Genomic DNA, 14898 nt, shown 5'->3' on the forward strand with positions numbered 1-14898 from the left:
CACTCCCGCGCGCGTTCCACGCTGGGGGCGGTGAGTTCCGCGTTCGCGGCTGCGGCCGGGCGGCGGGCTGTCCGGTGGACGGCGTGCGAACGCAGGACTCGCGGGTGTCGGTGTGGGGGTCGCGCTGGGGTGGCGGTGGGCGGCGGACCCGCCTACCGTGGCTTGCCGGGGCCGCGGAAAGGGGAACCGGTATGGCCGTGCACCAGCCCTCGGGGGCGTTCCGGGTCAGTTTCGGCGAGGGCATGGCCCGCGAGCTGCGGCGGGTGACCGGCCGGTGGTGGATGGTCGCGCTTCTCGGCGTCGCCACCCTGGTGCTCGGGGTGCTCCTGCTGGCCAACCTCGCGACCGCGGTCGGCACGCTCGCCGTCCTCGTCGCGCTTGCGCTGCTGTTCGAGGGGTTCGACGAGATCCTCACCGCCGAGCGGCACCGCACCCGCTGGCCGTCCTACCTGCTGGGGCTCGTGTGGATCGCCGTCGGGGTGATCGCCCTGGCCTGGCCCGGCATCACGCTGCTGACGCTGGCCGTGGTGGTCGGGGCGGGGTTCGTCCTCGCCGGGGTCGGCCAGATCGCGGCGTCGGTGGCGTGGCGGGCTCGGCTGCCGATGTGGGGGCTGTGGCTCGGCCTGGGTGTCGTGACCCTGCTGATCGGGCTGGTCGCCCTCGTGTGGCCGGACCTGACGATCCTCACGCTGGCCATCTGGCTCGGCCTCGCCCTGGTGATGCGCGGCCTGGGCGCCCTGTGGTTCGGGCTGCAGCTGCGCCGCGCGCACCGCGCGGTCGAAGCCTGACTCACTCCACCTGGCGGTACCGCGCGATGTAGCGCTCCCGCACGTCCTGCTCGGCCTTGTCCTTCGCCGCGCGCCGCATCGCGCGGCCGGTGCCGTACGGGTAGCCGTGCTTGCGGAGGCGGTTCTCGCAGCTCTCCTCGGAGTAGACCAGCGAGTAGAAGAACCCGACGAGCCCGGCCATCAGCACCAGGCTCAGCCGCAGCGTCAGCGGGCCGGGCAGCAGCAGCCACACCAGCATCAGGGGCAGCAGCAGCACCGCGGCGCGGGCCGCGTGCCGCCAGATCCAGGTCTTCGCGGTCACGTCGTGCAGGACCCACTCCCGGTGCTCCTCCGGCAGGCGGCCGCCGAGGGCGTACCAGAGCCACTGGATCGGGTTGGGGCGTCGGCGCTCGGTCACCGGTCCACAGTACCCTAATGATTAGTGCGTTAAATATCAGCGCGAGGAGTAGTCTCACCCCATGACCGCGATCGACCTCGGCGAGGACCCGCTGGCCCTGGACCGGCAGGTGTGCTTCGCCCTGTCCGTGGCCTCCCGCAGCGTCATCGGGATCTACCGCCCGCTGCTCAAGCCCTACGGGCTCACCCACCCGCAGTACCTCGTGCTGCTCGCGCTGTGGGACCGCGCGCCCCGGTCGGTGAAGGACCTCTCCGAGACGTTGCGCGCGGAGCCCGCCACGCTGTCGCCGCTGCTCAAGCGGCTGGAGGCGCTCGGGTACCTGACCCGCGAGCGCAACCGGTCGGACGAGCGGGCGCTGATGGTCGACCTCACCGAGTCCGGCCGCGCCCTGCGCGCCGAGGCCGAGAAGATCCCGTACCGGGTCGTGGAGACACTCGGTATGGAGGTCGCCGAGCTCGAACAGCTGCACGCCGCGCTCGCGCGCGTGATCGCGGCGACCGACCGGCTCGGCTGAACCGGCGCACCTCGGCCGCGAGTCGTCTCAGGGCACCATCCAGCCGAGCACCGCCGTGGACTGCAGGTACACGAGCAAACACATCACCGCGACGAACACCAGGCTCCAGACCAGCACCCGGCGGAACAGGTCGCCCTCGCGGCCGGCCATCCCGACCGCCGCGGCCGCGATCGCGAGGTTCTGCGGGCTGATCATCTTGCCGAGCACCCCGCCGGAGGAGTTCGCGGCGGCCAGCAGCGTGGCCGACAGCCCGGCCTTGTTGGCCGCGACCACCTGCAACGCTCCGAACAGCGAGTTCGACGAGGTGTCCGAACCGGTCACGGCGACACCCAGCCAGCCGAGGACCGGCGAGATCAGCGCGAAGACCCCGCCCGCGCCGGCCATCCAGGTGCCCAGGGTCGCGGTCTGGCCGCTCGCGTTCATCACGTAGGCCAGGGCGAGCACGGCCATCACGGTGACGATCGCCGTCGCCAGCTGCCGGTAGGTGGACAGGTACGCGCGCAGTGCGCGGGCCGGCCGGATGCCGATCACCGGGATGGTGAGCAACCCGGCGATGATCAGCAGCGTGCCGGCGGCGTCCAGCCAGTCGAACTTGAACTGCGACAGCGTCGAGGTCTTCCCACTGGAGGACTGGATGTGCAGGCCGGGCCAGTTGAACGTCTTCGTCACGCTCGTCAGGGCGTCCTTGATCGCCGGGATCTGCGCGAGCGCGAACACCGCGATGATGATCAGGTACGGCGCGTAGGCGCGGAAGACCTCGACCCCGCGGTCCCGCTCACCGCCGTTCCCGGCTCCGCCGGCGGGCGGCCGCGGTGGGCGCTCCATGGTGGTGGTGGACCCGCCGGCCCGCTCGGTGCCCGCCGCCGCGGCCGCGCCGGCGGTGGTCGTCCGGACCCCGCTGCCTTCCACATAGGACTCGGCCGGGTGCCACACGCGCAGGAACGCCACCACCGCGCCGGCGGACAGCAGCGAGGCGACGATGTCGGTCAGCGGTGCGCTGACGTAGTTGGAGGTGGCGAACTGGGCGAGTGCGAACACCACGCCGCACACCAGCGCGGCCGGCCAGGTCTGGCGCAGGCCGCGCCTGCCGTCGATGATGAACACCAGCGCGAGCGGCACGAACACGCCGAGCAGCGGGGTCTGGCGCCCGACCATCGAGGACAGGTCGTGCAGCGGCAGGCCGGTCACGGTCGCCAGCGTGGTGATCGGCACGGCCAGCGCCCCGAAGGCCACCGGCGCGGTGTTGGCGACCAGGGCGACGGCGGCGGCCTTGATCGGCCGGAAACCCAGCGCGATCAGCATGACGCTGGTGATCGCCACCGGGGTGCCGAACCCGGCGAGCGCCTCCAGCAGCGCGCCGAAGGAGAACGCGATGATGACACCCTGGATCCGCTGGTCGTCGCTGACGCGGGCGAACGAGCGCCGCAGCACGTCGAAGTGCCCGGTCGCCACCGTCATGTTGTAGATCCAGATCGCGTTGATCACGATCCACAGGATCGGGAAGAACCCGAACGCCGCGCCCTCGGACGCGGCGAGGAACGCGGGCCCGGCGGGCATCGGGTAGACCACGATCGCGACCACCACGGCGACCGCCAGCGAGATCAGCGCGGCCAGCCACGCGGTCATGCGCAGGATGCCGAGCAGCACGAACAGCGTGAGCAGCGGGATCGCCGCGACGAGCGACGACCACGCGAGCGACCCGGCGACCGGGTCGAGAACCTGCCGGTACATCGATCACCTCACGGATGTGGAGCGTGCCGGCGCGAACGCGCCCACCCGACCCCGTCGGCCGGGAGTCCCCGGATCGAGGCGTCGAGCACCTCGATCGTGTGGGCGAGCCGCACGGGCTCGCCGAGAGCGTCGAGCGCGGCGGCCACCTGCATCAGGCACCCCGGGTTGGCGGTGACCAGCAGCGGCGCGCCGGTGGCGAGCACGTTGCGCGCCTTGCGTTCGCCGAGTTCACCCCCGGCTCCCGGGTTGAGGACGTTGTAGATCCCCGCGGAGCCGCAGCAGATCTCGGGTTCGGGGATCTCGCGCAACGTCAGGCCGGGGATGTCGCGCAGCAACCGGCGTGGCTGCGCGCGGATCCCCTGGGCGTGCGCGAGGTGGCAGGCGTCGTGGTAGGCGATGGTGACCGGGAGGGGGTGCCGCCGCGCCACCGGTCCCTGCTCGGCGAGCAGTTCGGACACGTCCCGGACGCGGGCGGTGAACTCACGCGCTCGCTGCGCGTAGGCGGGGTCGTCGGCGAGCAGGTCGCCGTACTCCTTCATCGCCGAACCGCACCCGGCGGCGTTGACCGCGATCCAGTCGGCGCCGGAGCCGTCGAAGGCGTCGATCAGCTTGCGGGCGAAGGACTGCGCCTCGTCCTCGCGTCCGTTGTGGACACTGAGCGCGCCGCAGCACCCCTGGACGGCAGGCGCGACGACGTCGAAACCCTCGGCGGCGAGCACGCGCGCGGTGGCCGCGTTGACGCCGGGGAAGAACTCGCGCTGCACGCACCCGAGCACCATGCCCACGGTGCCCCGCCGCGTGCCGCGGGCGGGGATCCGTTCCGGGACGCGCTGGAACGGCCCCAGCGGAGGGGCGAGCGATTCCAGCGCGGCCAGTCGGGGCAGGGCGCGGCCCAGCACGCGGCGGACCGGGCCGCCGAGGCCGCTGGCCTGGTAGGCCCGCAACGGCCCGCGCAGGGCGTGCAGCCGCCGCGGGTAGGGGAAGACGCTGAAGATCGCGCGGCGCAGCAGGCGGTCGCGCCGCGAGCGCGGGTGACGGCGCTCGACCTGGGCGCGGGTCGCTTCGATCAGCTTGTCGTACTGGACGCCGGAGGGGCAGGCGGTCACGCACGCCATGCAGCCGAGGCAGGCGTCGAAGTGCTGCACCATCTCCGGTGTCATCGGCTCGCCCTCGACGCCGAGGCCCATCAGGTAGATCCGGCCGCGCGGCGAGTCCATCTCCTCGCCCCACAGCTGGTAGGTCGGGCAGGTGGGCAGGCAGAACCCGCAGTGCACGCAGTCGTCCAAGAGGTCCGCCGAGGGCGGGTGGTGGTCGTCGAACGCGGGCCCGGTCATCTCAGATCCCTCCTGCGAACCGTCCGGGTGCCATCCGGTGAGCCGGGTCGAACTGGTCCTTGACGCGGCGCATCAGCGTGAGCCCGCGGACCGGTCCCCACACGTCGAGCGTGGCCTTGACCCGCGGTGGCGCGTCCAGCACGACGACGTCCCCGCTCCACGACGGCGAAAGCTCGCGCAGCCGGGTGACGAACGCGGGAACCGCATCGGGGGCCCCGGTGACCCCGGCGTGCAGGACCCCGACACCGGCCGAGCCGCGCACGGCCGCACTCAGGCCGCACCGCCGTGCCGTGTCGTCGACGGCGTCGAGCAGCCGCGGCAGCCCGGCGATCTCGTGGGTGAGCCGCAGGGCCACGCCGTCCACCGCCCACGGTGCGCGGCACCACCACGCGGGTGGCTCGCCGGCGACCTCGGCATCCCCGCCGAGCAGGTCGAGCAGGGTGTGCACGCGGCCGTCGACGCCCTCGGGGATGCCTTCGACGAGCACCGCCAGCGCGGCGGGCTCGACGGTGGGGCGGTCGAGTTCGACCGCGCTCGCCACCACCTGCGAGTGCACCACGCGCTGGACCTTGTCGTGCGCGTCAGCCGCGGACGCGACGGGGACGACGACCCACCGCGCCGCCTGCGGCAGCGGGTGCAGGCGGAACACGGCCTCGGTCACCAGCCCGAGCGTTCCCCACGAGCCGGTGAGCAGCTTGCCGAGGTCGTAACCGGCGACGTTCTTGACGACCTTCCCGCCCGCCTTGGCGACCGTCCCGTCGGCGCGCACGAGCGTGATGCCGATGAGCAGGTCGCGCACCGCGCCGTGGGACAGCCGCAGCGGGCCGGTCGCGGCGGTCGCGATCACCCCGCCCGCGGTGCCCGGCCCGGCGCCCGGCGGCAGTACCGGCGAGATGCCCAGCCGCTGACCCGCCGGGGCGAGGCGCTCCTGCACGACGTCGAGCCGCACCCCGGCCTGGACGTGCACGACGAGGTCGCCCGCGCGGTGCTCGACGATCCGGTCCATCCGGCTGGTGTCGAGGACGAGGTCGGCGCGTTCGGGTGGGTGGCCCCAGCTCAGCTTCGTCCCGGAGCCGCGCGGCACGATCGCGAGCCCGTGCTCGGCGGCGATCCGCATCACGGTCGCGGCCTCGTCCGTCGTGGACGGTGCGGCGACCAGGCGCGCGGGCACCCCGTCGACGTGGTCGGCCTCCCCGGCGCGCCACGCGGCGGCCGTCGTGGACAGTTCACCGAGCACCAGGTCCCCGGCCGCGCGCATCAGAACACCTCGGCGATTCCCGCGTCCTGCAACGGGTGCGCGCCCTTGTGCCGTCCGGGTACCTCACCGCACAGCCGTGGGGTGGGGAAGATCTTGCCGGGATTGGCCAGTCCCTCCGGGTCGAACGCGCACCGCAGCAGCTGCATCGTGTCGAGGTCGGCCTCGGTGAACATGCGGGGCATGAACTTCGCCTTGTCCGAGCCGACGCCGTGCTCGCCGGTGATCGAGCCGCCGTGCTCGATGCACAGGTCCAGGATCGCGCCGGAGACCTCCTCGGCGCGCTCGGCCTCGCCGGGCACCGCGTCGTCGAAGAGCACCAGCGGGTGCAGGTTGCCGTCGCCGGCGTGGAAGACGTTGGCGACCCGGATGCCGGCGTCCCGGGACAGTTTCGCGATGCGGTGCAGGACCTCGGCCAGCACGGTCCGCGGGATGACGCCGTCCTGGACGATGTAGTCCGGGCTGATCCGCCCGACCGCCGCGAACGCCGACTTGCGGCCCCGCCAGAAGCTCGCGCGCTCGGCGTCGTCGGCGGCGATGCGGATCTCGAACGCGCCGTGCGTGCGGCAGTGCCGTTCGACCTCGGCGAACTGCGCGTCCACCTCCGCCGCGGGCCCGTCCAGCTCCACGATCAGGACCGCGCCCGCCCCGGCCGGATACCCGCAGCGCACCGCGGCCTCGGCGGCCTCGATCGCGAGCGCGTCCATCATCTCCATCGCGGCGGGCACCACCCCGGCCCCGATGATGGCCGAGGTCGCGGCGCCGGCGTCGTCGGTGCCCGGGAAGCCGGCCAGCAGCGTCCGCACGGCCTCGGGCAGCCGGACCAGCCGCACGGTCACCTCGGTGACCACGCCGAGCGTCCCCTCCGAGCCGACGATAGCGCCGAGCAGGTCGTACCCCGTCGCGTCGGGCGCCTTGCCCCCGAGCCGCACGACCTCGCCGTCCGGGGCGACGAACTCCGCGCCGGTCACGTGGTTGGTGGTGAACCCGTACTTCAGGCAGTGCGCGCCACCGGAGTTCTCGGCGAGGTTGCCGCCGATGGAACAGATCTGCTGGCTGGAGGGATCGGGCGCGTAGTAGTAGCCGTCGGCCGCGGCCGCCTTGGTGATGTCGAGGTTGATGACTCCCGGTTCGGCGACGGCGCGCTGGTTGGCCGGATCGATCTCGAGGATGCGCCGCAGGCGGGAGGTGACGATCAGGACGCCGTCGGCGTGCGGGAGGGCGCCGCCGGACAGCCCGGTGCCCGACCCGCGCGCGACGAACGGGACGCCGGCTTCGGCGCAGGCCCGCACGGTCGTCGCGACACCGGCGGCGTCGGCGGGCAGGACCACGAGGGCGGGGGTGACCTTGTAGTGGGCGAGCCCGTCGCATTCGTAGGTGCGGAGACGCTGGTGATCGTCGATCACCGCGTCCGGGCCGAGGGCCGTGCGCAACCGCCTGGCCAGCCCGGTGATCGCGGACCGGCGGGCCGGTGCCTCGTCGATTGTCATGCGCGCCCTCCGTGCCTGCCTGCTACGGCTGTGGACGGGCCGATCGACTCGCGGGGACGTCGATGTCCTGGTGAAACCGTAGGATCCGGTTCCGGCCGCGTCAAACTGTCCGTGACAACGGTTTACCTCACCACCGGTAACTCATGCGGTGGTCGCCCCGGCCCCGGCAGAATCACCGTCATGAGGCACAACGCCCTCGCCACCGCGGTCGCCGCGTTCGGGCTGCTGGTGGCCGCCTGTACCACGCAGCCGGTCGCGCCCCCGCCTGCTCCGCCGGCTCCGGCCCCGCGGGTGGAGCAGGGCACGCCGGGCTGGGAGATCACCCATCCCGGTCCGGAGCACGCGATCGAGGGCTACGCGGATCGCACGAGCGCGCTGCCGGGGGAGACCGTGCGGTTGTTCGTGAGCACCACGGCCGCGCGGTTCACGGTGACCGCGTTCCGCATGGGTGCCTACGCCGGCTCAGCCGCGCTCCGCACGTGGCAGTCCGCGCCGGTGCCGGGCCGTGTGCAGGCTCCGGCGGTGGTGCAGGCGCCGACGAGCACGGTCGTGGCGCCGTGGCAGCCCTCGCTGGAGGTGCCGACGCAGGGCTGGGCCCCGGGGGACTACCTGCTGCGCCTGGACGGTGACAACCAGGCGCAGCAGTACGTGCCGCTCACCGTGCGCACTCCGTCCAACGCCGGCCGGATCGTCCTGGTCAACGCCGTCACGACCTGGCAGGCCTACAACCGCTGGGGCGGCTACAGCCTCTACGACTCCCCGAGCGGGAAGAAGGCGCAGCGGTCCCGCGCCGTCTCGTTCGACCGCCCCTACCAGGCGCGGGACATGCGGGGTGCGGGCGATTTCCTGTTCTTCGAGCTGCCGATGGTGCGGTTCGCCGAGAGCCTGGGGCTGCCGCTCGGCTTCGCGACCGACGTCGACCTGCACGCCGATCCGCACCTGCTCGACGGCGCCCGCGCCGTGGTCACCCTCGGCCACGACGAGTACTGGTCGAGCGCGATGCGCGCGAACGTCACCGCGGCCCGCGACCGCGGCGTGAACCTGGCGTTCCTGGGCGGCAACGAGATCTACCGGCACATCCGGTTCGCACCGTCGGCCACCGGCCCGGACCGGGTAGAGATCGGCTACAAGTCGTTCGGCGAGGATCCGGCCCGCCTGACCGATCCGCTGGAGGCCACTCCCGAGTGGCGCTCGCCGCCGTACCCGAGGCCGGAAAGCGTGCTGCTCGGCAACTTCTACCAGTGCAACCCGGTGCACGCCGACCTGGTGGCCGCCGGCGAGCGGAACTGGCTCCTGACCGGGATCGTCCACAACGGACAGCACCTGCGCGGTCTGGTGGGCGACGAGTACGAGCGGGTGGACCTCGCCGTGCCGACGCCGCGCCCGATCGAGGTCCTGTTCCATTCCCCCGTGACGTGCGGCGGAAAACCGGACTTCGCGGACGCGACGTACTACACGACCCCCTCCGGCGCGGCGGTGTTCTCCGCGGGCACCCAGTACTGGATCTGCGGCCTCGACCCGGGCTGCCCGCACTCCGGCGGCGACCCGGTCGCGGGCGCGGCCATCACCGCGATCACCGAACGGCTGCTGCGGGCCTATGCCGCCGGTCCCGCGGGAGCCGCGCACCCGGCGGCCGACAACCTGGCCGCCCTCGGCATCCACTAGCGACTGTTCCGCTGGTCCCGCACCGGCGCGCGCATCTGGACGAGTGGTGCGTAAGTCGGTCAGTGGTCGTAGGCGGTCAGGGATCGCGTGATGGGGTGGCCCGTGGCGCGGTGGTGCCAGATGGCGGTGGTGGGGCCAGGAGGCGTTGGGCGATGCGGACGTCGACGCCTTCGATGGTGCGTCCGCGGTGTTGTTCGAGGTTCGGTTGGCCGTTGAGGGTGTCGTTGACTGACTCGATGAGGTGGCGGTTGGACTTGAGCAGCGGTTCGCCGGAGTGGGGCCGGTGGTTTCGGTGGGACGGCCGGATCAGCCGGACCCCGCGCTCGGTCAGGACGTGGTCGAGTTCGCGGGAGACGTAGCCTTTGTCGGCGATGATCAGCAGGCCGGGTCGTTCGGTGCGCAGGCGGGGTTCGTGGTCGCAGATGGCCATGAGCACCTGCCGCTCGCCAGCCAGCGCATCACGTGCTTGACCAGGGGCAACGCGGCACGCAGACGACGGTTGTAGCCGGATCGGCCGGGGAGCTAGCCGAAAGCGCCGCGCATCCGGGCGGGCAGGAACCGCAGCCAGCGGGCCTCGGAGGTGAACCCCGGCGGTGCCTGGGCCACGGCCAGGGTGACCAACTCGGCGTCGGTCAGCCTCGGCGGTCTGCCCGTTCGGCGCCGGCGCGCGAGGTGGTCGTCGATCTTGACCTAGAGTGCGGCGAGAAGGTGTTCAGGTCGGTCGTCACACACTGATCTTGAACACCCTTCGCCTCACTCCGGGCATCACCCCAACTCAGGCACTACTCGTCTGGCGCGTCTGGGCTGCGAACATCCAGTGCTGCTTCTCCAGGTCGGCGGTGATGCCGATCAGGAGGTCCTGGCTCACCGGGTCCGGCCCGCCGGTGGCGTCGATCCCGGCGCGCAGCCCGCTGATCGTGGCGGCGAGCAGGCCGGTGACCGCCTCGACGGCGGCCGTGTCGGCCAGCGGTCCGGCGGGCAGTCCGGGCAGCGTGGACTCGGTGGCGATGGTGCTCGCGCGGCCGTCGGGGGAGACGCCGAGCGCGGCGAGGCGCTCGGCGACGCTGTCGCCGTGCTCGCGGGTGGCGCCGGCCAGTTCGTCCAGGTGCAGGTGGACGGTGCGGAAGTGCGGACCGGTCACGTTCCAGTGCGCCTGCTTGGCGAGCAGGCCCAGATCGATCAGGTCGGTGAGCGCCCGCTGGAGTGCGGTGGCGACGGTCTTGGTGGCCACCTCGTCGAGAATCATGCGGATTCCTCTCAGTTCAGTCCTGCAGGGCCTTCTTCAGCACCGCGACCGCCTGGTTGATCGCGGCTTCCGCGGCGTTGGTCTCGCGCAGCGCGTTGAGCATCACGAAGTCGTGGATGACTCCCTGGTAGCGCACGGCGGTGAGCGGGACGCCGGCCCGGCGCAGCTTGTTCGCGTACGCCTCGCCCTCGTCGCGGAGCACGTCGGCCTCCGCGGTGATCACCAGCGCCGGCGGCAGGCCGGCCAGCTCGTCCAGGCTCGCCCGCAGCGGCGACGCGGTGATCTCCGCGCGCTGCGCCGGGTCGGCGGTGTACTGGTCCCAGAACCACTTCATGCCCTCGAGGGCCAGGAAGTAGCCGGTGGCGAACTCCCGGTACGAGCCGGTGTCGAAACCGGCGTCGGTGACCGGGTAGAACAGCACCTGCTGCCGGAAGGTCACATCGCCGCGCTGCTTGGCGAGGATCGTCACCGCCGCGGTCATGTTCCCGCCGACCGAGTCACCGGCGATCGCCAGCCGGCTCGCGTCCAGGTCGTGCTCCGCGCCGTGCGCCACGATCCACTGCGCCGCGGCGTAGTTCTGCTCGAGCGCGACCGGGTAGCGCGCCTCGGGGGAGCGGTCGTAGTCCGGGAAGACGACGGCCGCGCCGGTGCCGGCGGCGATCTCGCGGATCAGCCGGTCGTGGGTGTGGGCGTTGCCGAACACCCAGCCCGCGCCGTGGATGTAGAGCACGACGGGCAGCGCGCCGGTGGCCCCGGCCGGGCGGACGATGCGCAGCCGCACCTGACCGGTCGGCCCGCCCTCGATGGTCAGGTCCTCGATGTCGGCGTCCGGCTTCGCGATCTCGGACGACTGCACCTCGTCGACGGCCTTGCGGCCCTCCTCGGGCGGCAGCTGGTACAGGTACGGCGGGTTGTCCGTGGCCTCGGCGAAGGCCTGCGCGGCGGGTTCCAGGGCCAGGTTGTGCGGGTTCGCGGTCATCGCGCTCTCCTGGGGCTTCGGGGCGACCGGGCGGTTCCCGGTCGATCTGTTGGATCAAACCATATTGCGCACAACTTAATTGCCTACTATGGGATGTGTCACCCCTGGATGGCGCGCCACTGGCCGATGGGGGAAGATCGAGTGTTGACCAAGGAGGAGTCATGGCCGAACCGGCCGCACCGCGGCTCGACGATCAGGTCTGCTTCGCGCTCTACGCCGCCTCGCGCGCGGTGACGTCGCTGTACCGCCCACTGCTCGACGAGCTGGGGCTGACCTATCCGCAGTACCTGGTGATGCTGGCGCTGTGGGAGCACGGCGAGCTGTCGGTCAAGGACCTCGGGCAGGCGCTGTCGCTGGACTCGGGCACGCTGTCGCCGCTGCTGAAGCGGTTGGAGAAGCTGGAGTTCGTGCGCCGCGAGCGCCGCGCCGACGACGAGCGCTCGGTGTGCATCCGGCTCACGGACAAGGGCGACGGGCTGCGGTCGAAGGCCGTTCCGCTGCCCGGGGTGATCGGCGACGCGATGGGCCTGCCGCCGGCGGATCTCGAGGAGTTGCGGGCGACGCTGCGCGAGCTGACCCGCTCCGTCAACGCCTACCGCGAGGCCCGAACCGGCGTATAACGACCTATACGGCGCGGCGTTGACGCGTGCGGTCCGGCGGCCCGGACCCCTAGTCTGCGGGAAAGGGCCGCCGAACCGAGAGGATTACCCGTGCTCGACCTGCTGGTGCGCAACGTCCGTGCGCTGACCGTGTCCGACGAGCGTCCCCGCGCGCATACCGTGGGTGTGCTGCACGGGCGGATCGTGGGGGTCGACGAGCAGGTGGACGGGCTGCCGGCGCGCACCGTGGTCGACGGTGACGGCGCGGTGCTCACGCCGGGGTTCGCCGACGCGCACAACCACATGGTCTGGTACGGCCTGTCGCTGGCCGAGATCGACCTGTCCGTGTGCCGGACGCTGGACGAGCTGTACGACACGGTGGCCGCGCGGGCCGCCGAGCTGCCCGCCGACGCGTGGGTGATCGGCTCGAAGTACGACGACTTCGTGCTCGGCGGCCACCCGGGCCGCTCCGCGCTGGACCGTGCCGGCGGCGGGCGGCCGGTGTGGCTCAAGCACCGGTCGGCGCACATGTGCACGGTGAGTTCGGCGATTCTGGCCCAGGCCGGGGTGCTGGACGGGTCGGCGCGCGTGCCCGAGGGCGGCGTGGTGGCCCGAGACGAGCACGGCGCACCCACCGGGCTGCTCGCCGAGCAGGCCCAGCAGCTGGTGGACGCCCTGGTCAAGCCGTATCCGGTGGAGGAGCTGGCGGCGGCGATCGAGCGCGCCGCGAAGGTGTACGTCAGCGAGGGCCTGACCGCGGTGACCGAGGCGGGGATCGGTGGCGGCTGGATCGGGCACAGCCCGGCCGAGGCGTCGGCCTACCACCTGGCGCGGGAGCGTCGGGCGCTGCCGCTGCGGGTCGAGCTGATGCCGGCCAGCGAGGTGCTGCACCCGCTCGGCGGCAACCCCGCCGACACCGGCTCGGTCGGCGTGGACCTGGGGTTGCGCAGCGGGTTCGGCGACGAGTTCCTCCGCCTGGGGCCGATGAAGATCTTCACCGACGGCGCGCTGAGCAGCCGGACCGCGGCCCTGACCGAGCCGTTCTGCTCGCACGGCGGCCTCGGGGTGCTGCAGGACGATCCGAAGGTGCTGCGGGACACCATCGTCGCCGCGCACCGCAGCGGCTGGCGGGTGGCCGCGCACGCGATCGGCGACCGGGCGATCGACCTGACGCTGGACGCGTTCGAGGAGGCGCAGCGGGTACTGCCGCGCCCGGATGTGCGGCACCGCATCGAGCACGCCGCGATGGTGCGCCCCGACCAGCTGCCGCGGCTGGTCGCGCTCGGCGTGGTCCCGGTGCCGCAGGCGCGGTTCCTGTACGAGATCGGGGACACGATGGCCGAGGCGCTCGGGCAGGCGCGGGTGCCCTGGCTGTACCGGCAAAAGTCCTTTGTGGACGCCGGGTTGCGCGTGCCGGGCAGCTCCGACCGGCCGTGCGTCGGGGTGGGTGCGCCGCTGGCCGGCCTGCGGTCGATGGTCGAGCGGACCACCAGCGCCGGGGTCGTGCTCAGCCCGGACGAGCGGGTGGACGCGGAGGAGGCGCTGCGTTCCTACACCGCGCACCCGGCGTGGGCGTCGCACCAGGAACACGAACGCGGCCGGCTCGCCGCGGGGCTGCGGGCGGACATGGTGCTGCTCGACGACGACCCGACGACGGTGCCCAGCGCAGGGATCAGCGAGATCGGCGTGCTGGCGACCTTCGTGGGTGGCCGGTGCGTCCACGGCGCCGACTCGCTGCGCGCGGACGGTCCGGTGCCGGCCTGACTCACCCCTCCAGCGAGGCCAGCAGCAAACCGCTGCGGGGTTTCGGGGTGAAATACGTGCTCTTGCGCGGCATCCGGCGGCCCTCGGCGTGCGCGGCCAGCACTTCGGACAGCGGGACGGGCGCCAGGCGCAGCACGGCGTCCGTCCCCGGCCCGGGAGCGTGCCCGTCGGGCAGCGCGTGCACGTGCGGGCCCTCCGGGTCGAGGCCGAGTGCCTGTCCCAGCAGCAGGTTCTCCACCACGGCGTGGTCGGAACCGCCGGGCAGCTGCACCACCAGCGCGCCATCCCGAGCAGTGACCGCCACCGTGCCCGGGGCGGGAGCATCCACTTCGGACACTTCCCGGACCGCCAAGCCCGCGTGCCGCCAGGCGGCGGCCAGCTCGTGCACAGCCAGGCCGGTGCCGCTGATGGTGCGGTGGATCGCGCCGATGCGCAGGTCCGGCCCCGCGGTCACCAGCGCCAGCAGTGGCGTGCCCGCCTCGGCCGCCGCGGCGACCCGGTGGTTGCCGTCGGCCACCAGCAGGGGAGCGGAGCGCACCGCGGCGAGCAACCGGTCCTGCTCGGCGCCGGGACCCGTCAGCCACAACCGGTGCGAGCGGCCGCCCCCGTCGGTCAGGTCCACCGCCGGCGCACCGGCCATCGCGTCGGCCACCAGGGTCGTGAGGCCCTCGCCGGAGACCGGCACCAGCATGGCTGCGCTGGTCGCGCAGCCCAGTGCCCGCAGGGCGGTGGCGCGCTCGGCGACCACACCGGCGTAGACCTCTTCGCTGTGCCGGATCCGCGCCCCGACGGCCGACGGATCGACCAGGCACAGCACGCCGGCCGCGGTGCCGTCGCGCCCGGCGATCCGGTAGGGCGCCACCACGTCGTGCACCCGCCGGTAGTCCCGCTCCCGCAACCGGTCCAGCATCGCCCGCGCCCCGGGCAGCGCTTCCCGCAGCGAGCCGCCGCCCGGCCTGCGGTGCGGGTGCTGCACCGCGAGCAGCGAATCACCCGGCGCCGCCGCCAGTGCCGCCGCGATCTCGCCGGGGTCGGCGAACTCGTCCACCTCCGGACCCGTCACCGGCCCGTCCAGGACCCACCCGGTTCCGATCGCGCGCGCCCATTCCGTCATGCCCCGATCCTGCCGGACCGGT

At 73.0% G+C, this 14898-nt stretch carries 13 protein-coding genes and 1 pseudogene; 5 read left to right on the forward strand and 9 right to left on the reverse strand.

Annotated features, from left to right (window positions below):
* Positions 1–191 precede the first annotated feature (191 nt).
* On the forward strand, positions 192–788 hold the full coding sequence (locus IE290_RS04595) for an HdeD family acid-resistance protein (RefSeq protein WP_191243202.1): 597 nt from the start codon (positions 192–194) through the stop codon (positions 786–788).
* A 1-nt stretch (position 789) separates the two neighbouring features.
* Here IE290_RS04595 and IE290_RS04600 read toward each other — a convergent pair whose 3' ends face one another.
* The gene (locus IE290_RS04600) at positions 790–1185 is read right to left on the reverse strand and encodes a DUF5313 family protein (RefSeq protein ID WP_191243203.1); all 396 of its coding nucleotides are present in this window, start codon (positions 1183–1185) and stop codon (positions 790–792) included.
* A gap of 61 nt (positions 1186–1246) precedes the next feature.
* Between IE290_RS04600 and IE290_RS04605 the strand changes: the two genes are divergently transcribed.
* A complete protein-coding gene (locus tag IE290_RS04605) occupies positions 1247–1699 on the forward strand; it encodes a MarR family winged helix-turn-helix transcriptional regulator (RefSeq protein WP_191243204.1) in 453 nt (150 codons plus the stop codon).
* A 27-nt stretch (positions 1700–1726) separates the two neighbouring features.
* Here IE290_RS04605 and IE290_RS04610 read toward each other — a convergent pair whose 3' ends face one another.
* From IE290_RS04610 to IE290_RS04625, 4 genes are read right to left on the reverse strand one after another with little or no spacing between them, the layout of a single operon-like run.
* A complete protein-coding gene (locus IE290_RS04610; RefSeq protein ID WP_191243205.1) occupies positions 1727–3430 on the reverse strand; it encodes an L-lactate permease in 1704 nt (567 codons plus the stop codon).
* Between the two features lie 8 nt (positions 3431–3438).
* Positions 3439–4764 carry a (Fe-S)-binding protein gene (locus IE290_RS04615; RefSeq protein WP_191243206.1) on the reverse strand — a complete coding sequence of 442 codons (1326 nt, stop codon included), beginning with the start codon at positions 4762–4764 and terminating at the stop codon, positions 3439–3441.
* A gap of 1 nt (position 4765) precedes the next feature.
* Positions 4766–6022: an FAD-binding oxidoreductase gene (locus IE290_RS04620; RefSeq protein WP_191243207.1), complete on the reverse strand. Its 1257-nt coding sequence runs from the start codon at positions 6020–6022 to the stop codon at positions 4766–4768.
* A complete protein-coding gene (locus IE290_RS04625; protein WP_191243208.1) occupies positions 6022–7509 on the reverse strand; it encodes an FAD-linked oxidase C-terminal domain-containing protein in 1488 nt (495 codons plus the stop codon). Before IE290_RS04625 ends, IE290_RS04620 begins: the two co-directional genes overlap by 1 nt.
* Positions 7510–7689: 180 nt before the next feature.
* Here IE290_RS04625 and IE290_RS04630 point away from each other — a divergent pair, with 180 nt between their 5' ends.
* On the forward strand, positions 7690–9174 hold the full coding sequence (locus IE290_RS04630) for a N,N-dimethylformamidase beta subunit family domain-containing protein (RefSeq protein ID WP_191243209.1): 1485 nt from the start codon (positions 7690–7692) through the stop codon (positions 9172–9174).
* Positions 9175–9233: 59 nt separating this feature from the next.
* On the opposite strand, the pseudogene IE290_RS38640 reads toward IE290_RS04630, so the two are convergent.
* From IE290_RS38640 to IE290_RS04645, 3 genes and pseudogenes are all read right to left on the reverse strand, one after another.
* A pseudogene (locus tag IE290_RS38640) lies at positions 9234–9902 on the reverse strand (transposase).
* Positions 9903–9949: 47 nt separating this feature from the next.
* Positions 9950–10420, reverse strand: a complete 471-nt coding sequence (locus IE290_RS04640) for a Dps family protein (protein WP_191243210.1) — start codon at positions 10418–10420, stop codon at positions 9950–9952.
* 16 nt (positions 10421–10436) lie between these two features.
* On the reverse strand, positions 10437–11399 hold the full coding sequence (locus tag IE290_RS04645; RefSeq protein WP_191243211.1) for an alpha/beta hydrolase: 963 nt from the start codon (positions 11397–11399) through the stop codon (positions 10437–10439).
* A gap of 161 nt (positions 11400–11560) precedes the next feature.
* On the opposite strand from IE290_RS04645, the gene IE290_RS04650 reads away from it, so the two are divergent.
* Both IE290_RS04650 and IE290_RS04655 read left to right on the forward strand, forming a co-directional pair.
* Positions 11561–12019, forward strand: a complete 459-nt coding sequence (locus tag IE290_RS04650) for a MarR family winged helix-turn-helix transcriptional regulator (protein ID WP_191243212.1) — start codon at positions 11561–11563, stop codon at positions 12017–12019.
* Between the two features lie 90 nt (positions 12020–12109).
* Entirely contained in the window at positions 12110–13762 is a 1653-nt protein-coding gene (locus IE290_RS04655; RefSeq protein ID WP_191243213.1) for an amidohydrolase, read from the forward strand.
* Position 13763: 1 nt separating this feature from the next.
* Here IE290_RS04655 and IE290_RS04660 read toward each other — a convergent pair whose 3' ends face one another.
* Entirely contained in the window at positions 13764–14876 is a 1113-nt protein-coding gene (locus IE290_RS04660) for a DUF1015 family protein (RefSeq protein WP_191243214.1), read from the reverse strand.
* Between the last annotated feature and the right edge of the window lie 22 nt (positions 14877–14898).

Origin of the sequence: Amycolatopsis deserti (genome assembly GCF_014653945.1) — a bacterium.
GTDB classification, from domain to species: domain Bacteria; phylum Actinomycetota; class Actinomycetes; order Mycobacteriales; family Pseudonocardiaceae; genus Amycolatopsis_E; species Amycolatopsis_E deserti.

Coding starts and splice junctions, on each gene's coding strand:
- IE290_RS04605 (WP_191243204.1), top strand. CDS start 1,247: ATGACCGCGATCGACCTCGGCGAGGACCCGCTGGCCCTGGACCGGCAG.
- IE290_RS04595 (WP_191243202.1), top strand. CDS start 192: ATGGCCGTGCACCAGCCCTCGGGGGCGTTCCGGGTCAGTTTCGGCGAG.
- IE290_RS04645 (WP_191243211.1), bottom strand. CDS start 11,399: ATGACCGCGAACCCGCACAACCTGGCCCTGGAACCCGCCGCGCAGGCC.
- IE290_RS04650 (WP_191243212.1), top strand. CDS start 11,561: ATGGCCGAACCGGCCGCACCGCGGCTCGACGATCAGGTCTGCTTCGCG.
- IE290_RS04625 (WP_191243208.1), bottom strand. CDS start 7,509: ATGACAATCGACGAGGCACCGGCCCGCCGGTCCGCGATCACCGGGCTG.
- IE290_RS04610 (WP_191243205.1), bottom strand. CDS start 3,430: ATGTACCGGCAGGTTCTCGACCCGGTCGCCGGGTCGCTCGCGTGGTCG.
- IE290_RS04615 (WP_191243206.1), bottom strand. CDS start 4,764: ATGACCGGGCCCGCGTTCGACGACCACCACCCGCCCTCGGCGGACCTC.
- IE290_RS04620 (WP_191243207.1), bottom strand. CDS start 6,022: ATGCGCGCGGCCGGGGACCTGGTGCTCGGTGAACTGTCCACGACGGCC.
- IE290_RS04630 (WP_191243209.1), top strand. CDS start 7,690: ATGAGGCACAACGCCCTCGCCACCGCGGTCGCCGCGTTCGGGCTGCTG.
- IE290_RS04660 (WP_191243214.1), bottom strand. CDS start 14,876: ATGACGGAATGGGCGCGCGCGATCGGAACCGGGTGGGTCCTGGACGGG.
- IE290_RS04640 (WP_191243210.1), bottom strand. CDS start 10,420: ATGATTCTCGACGAGGTGGCCACCAAGACCGTCGCCACCGCACTCCAG.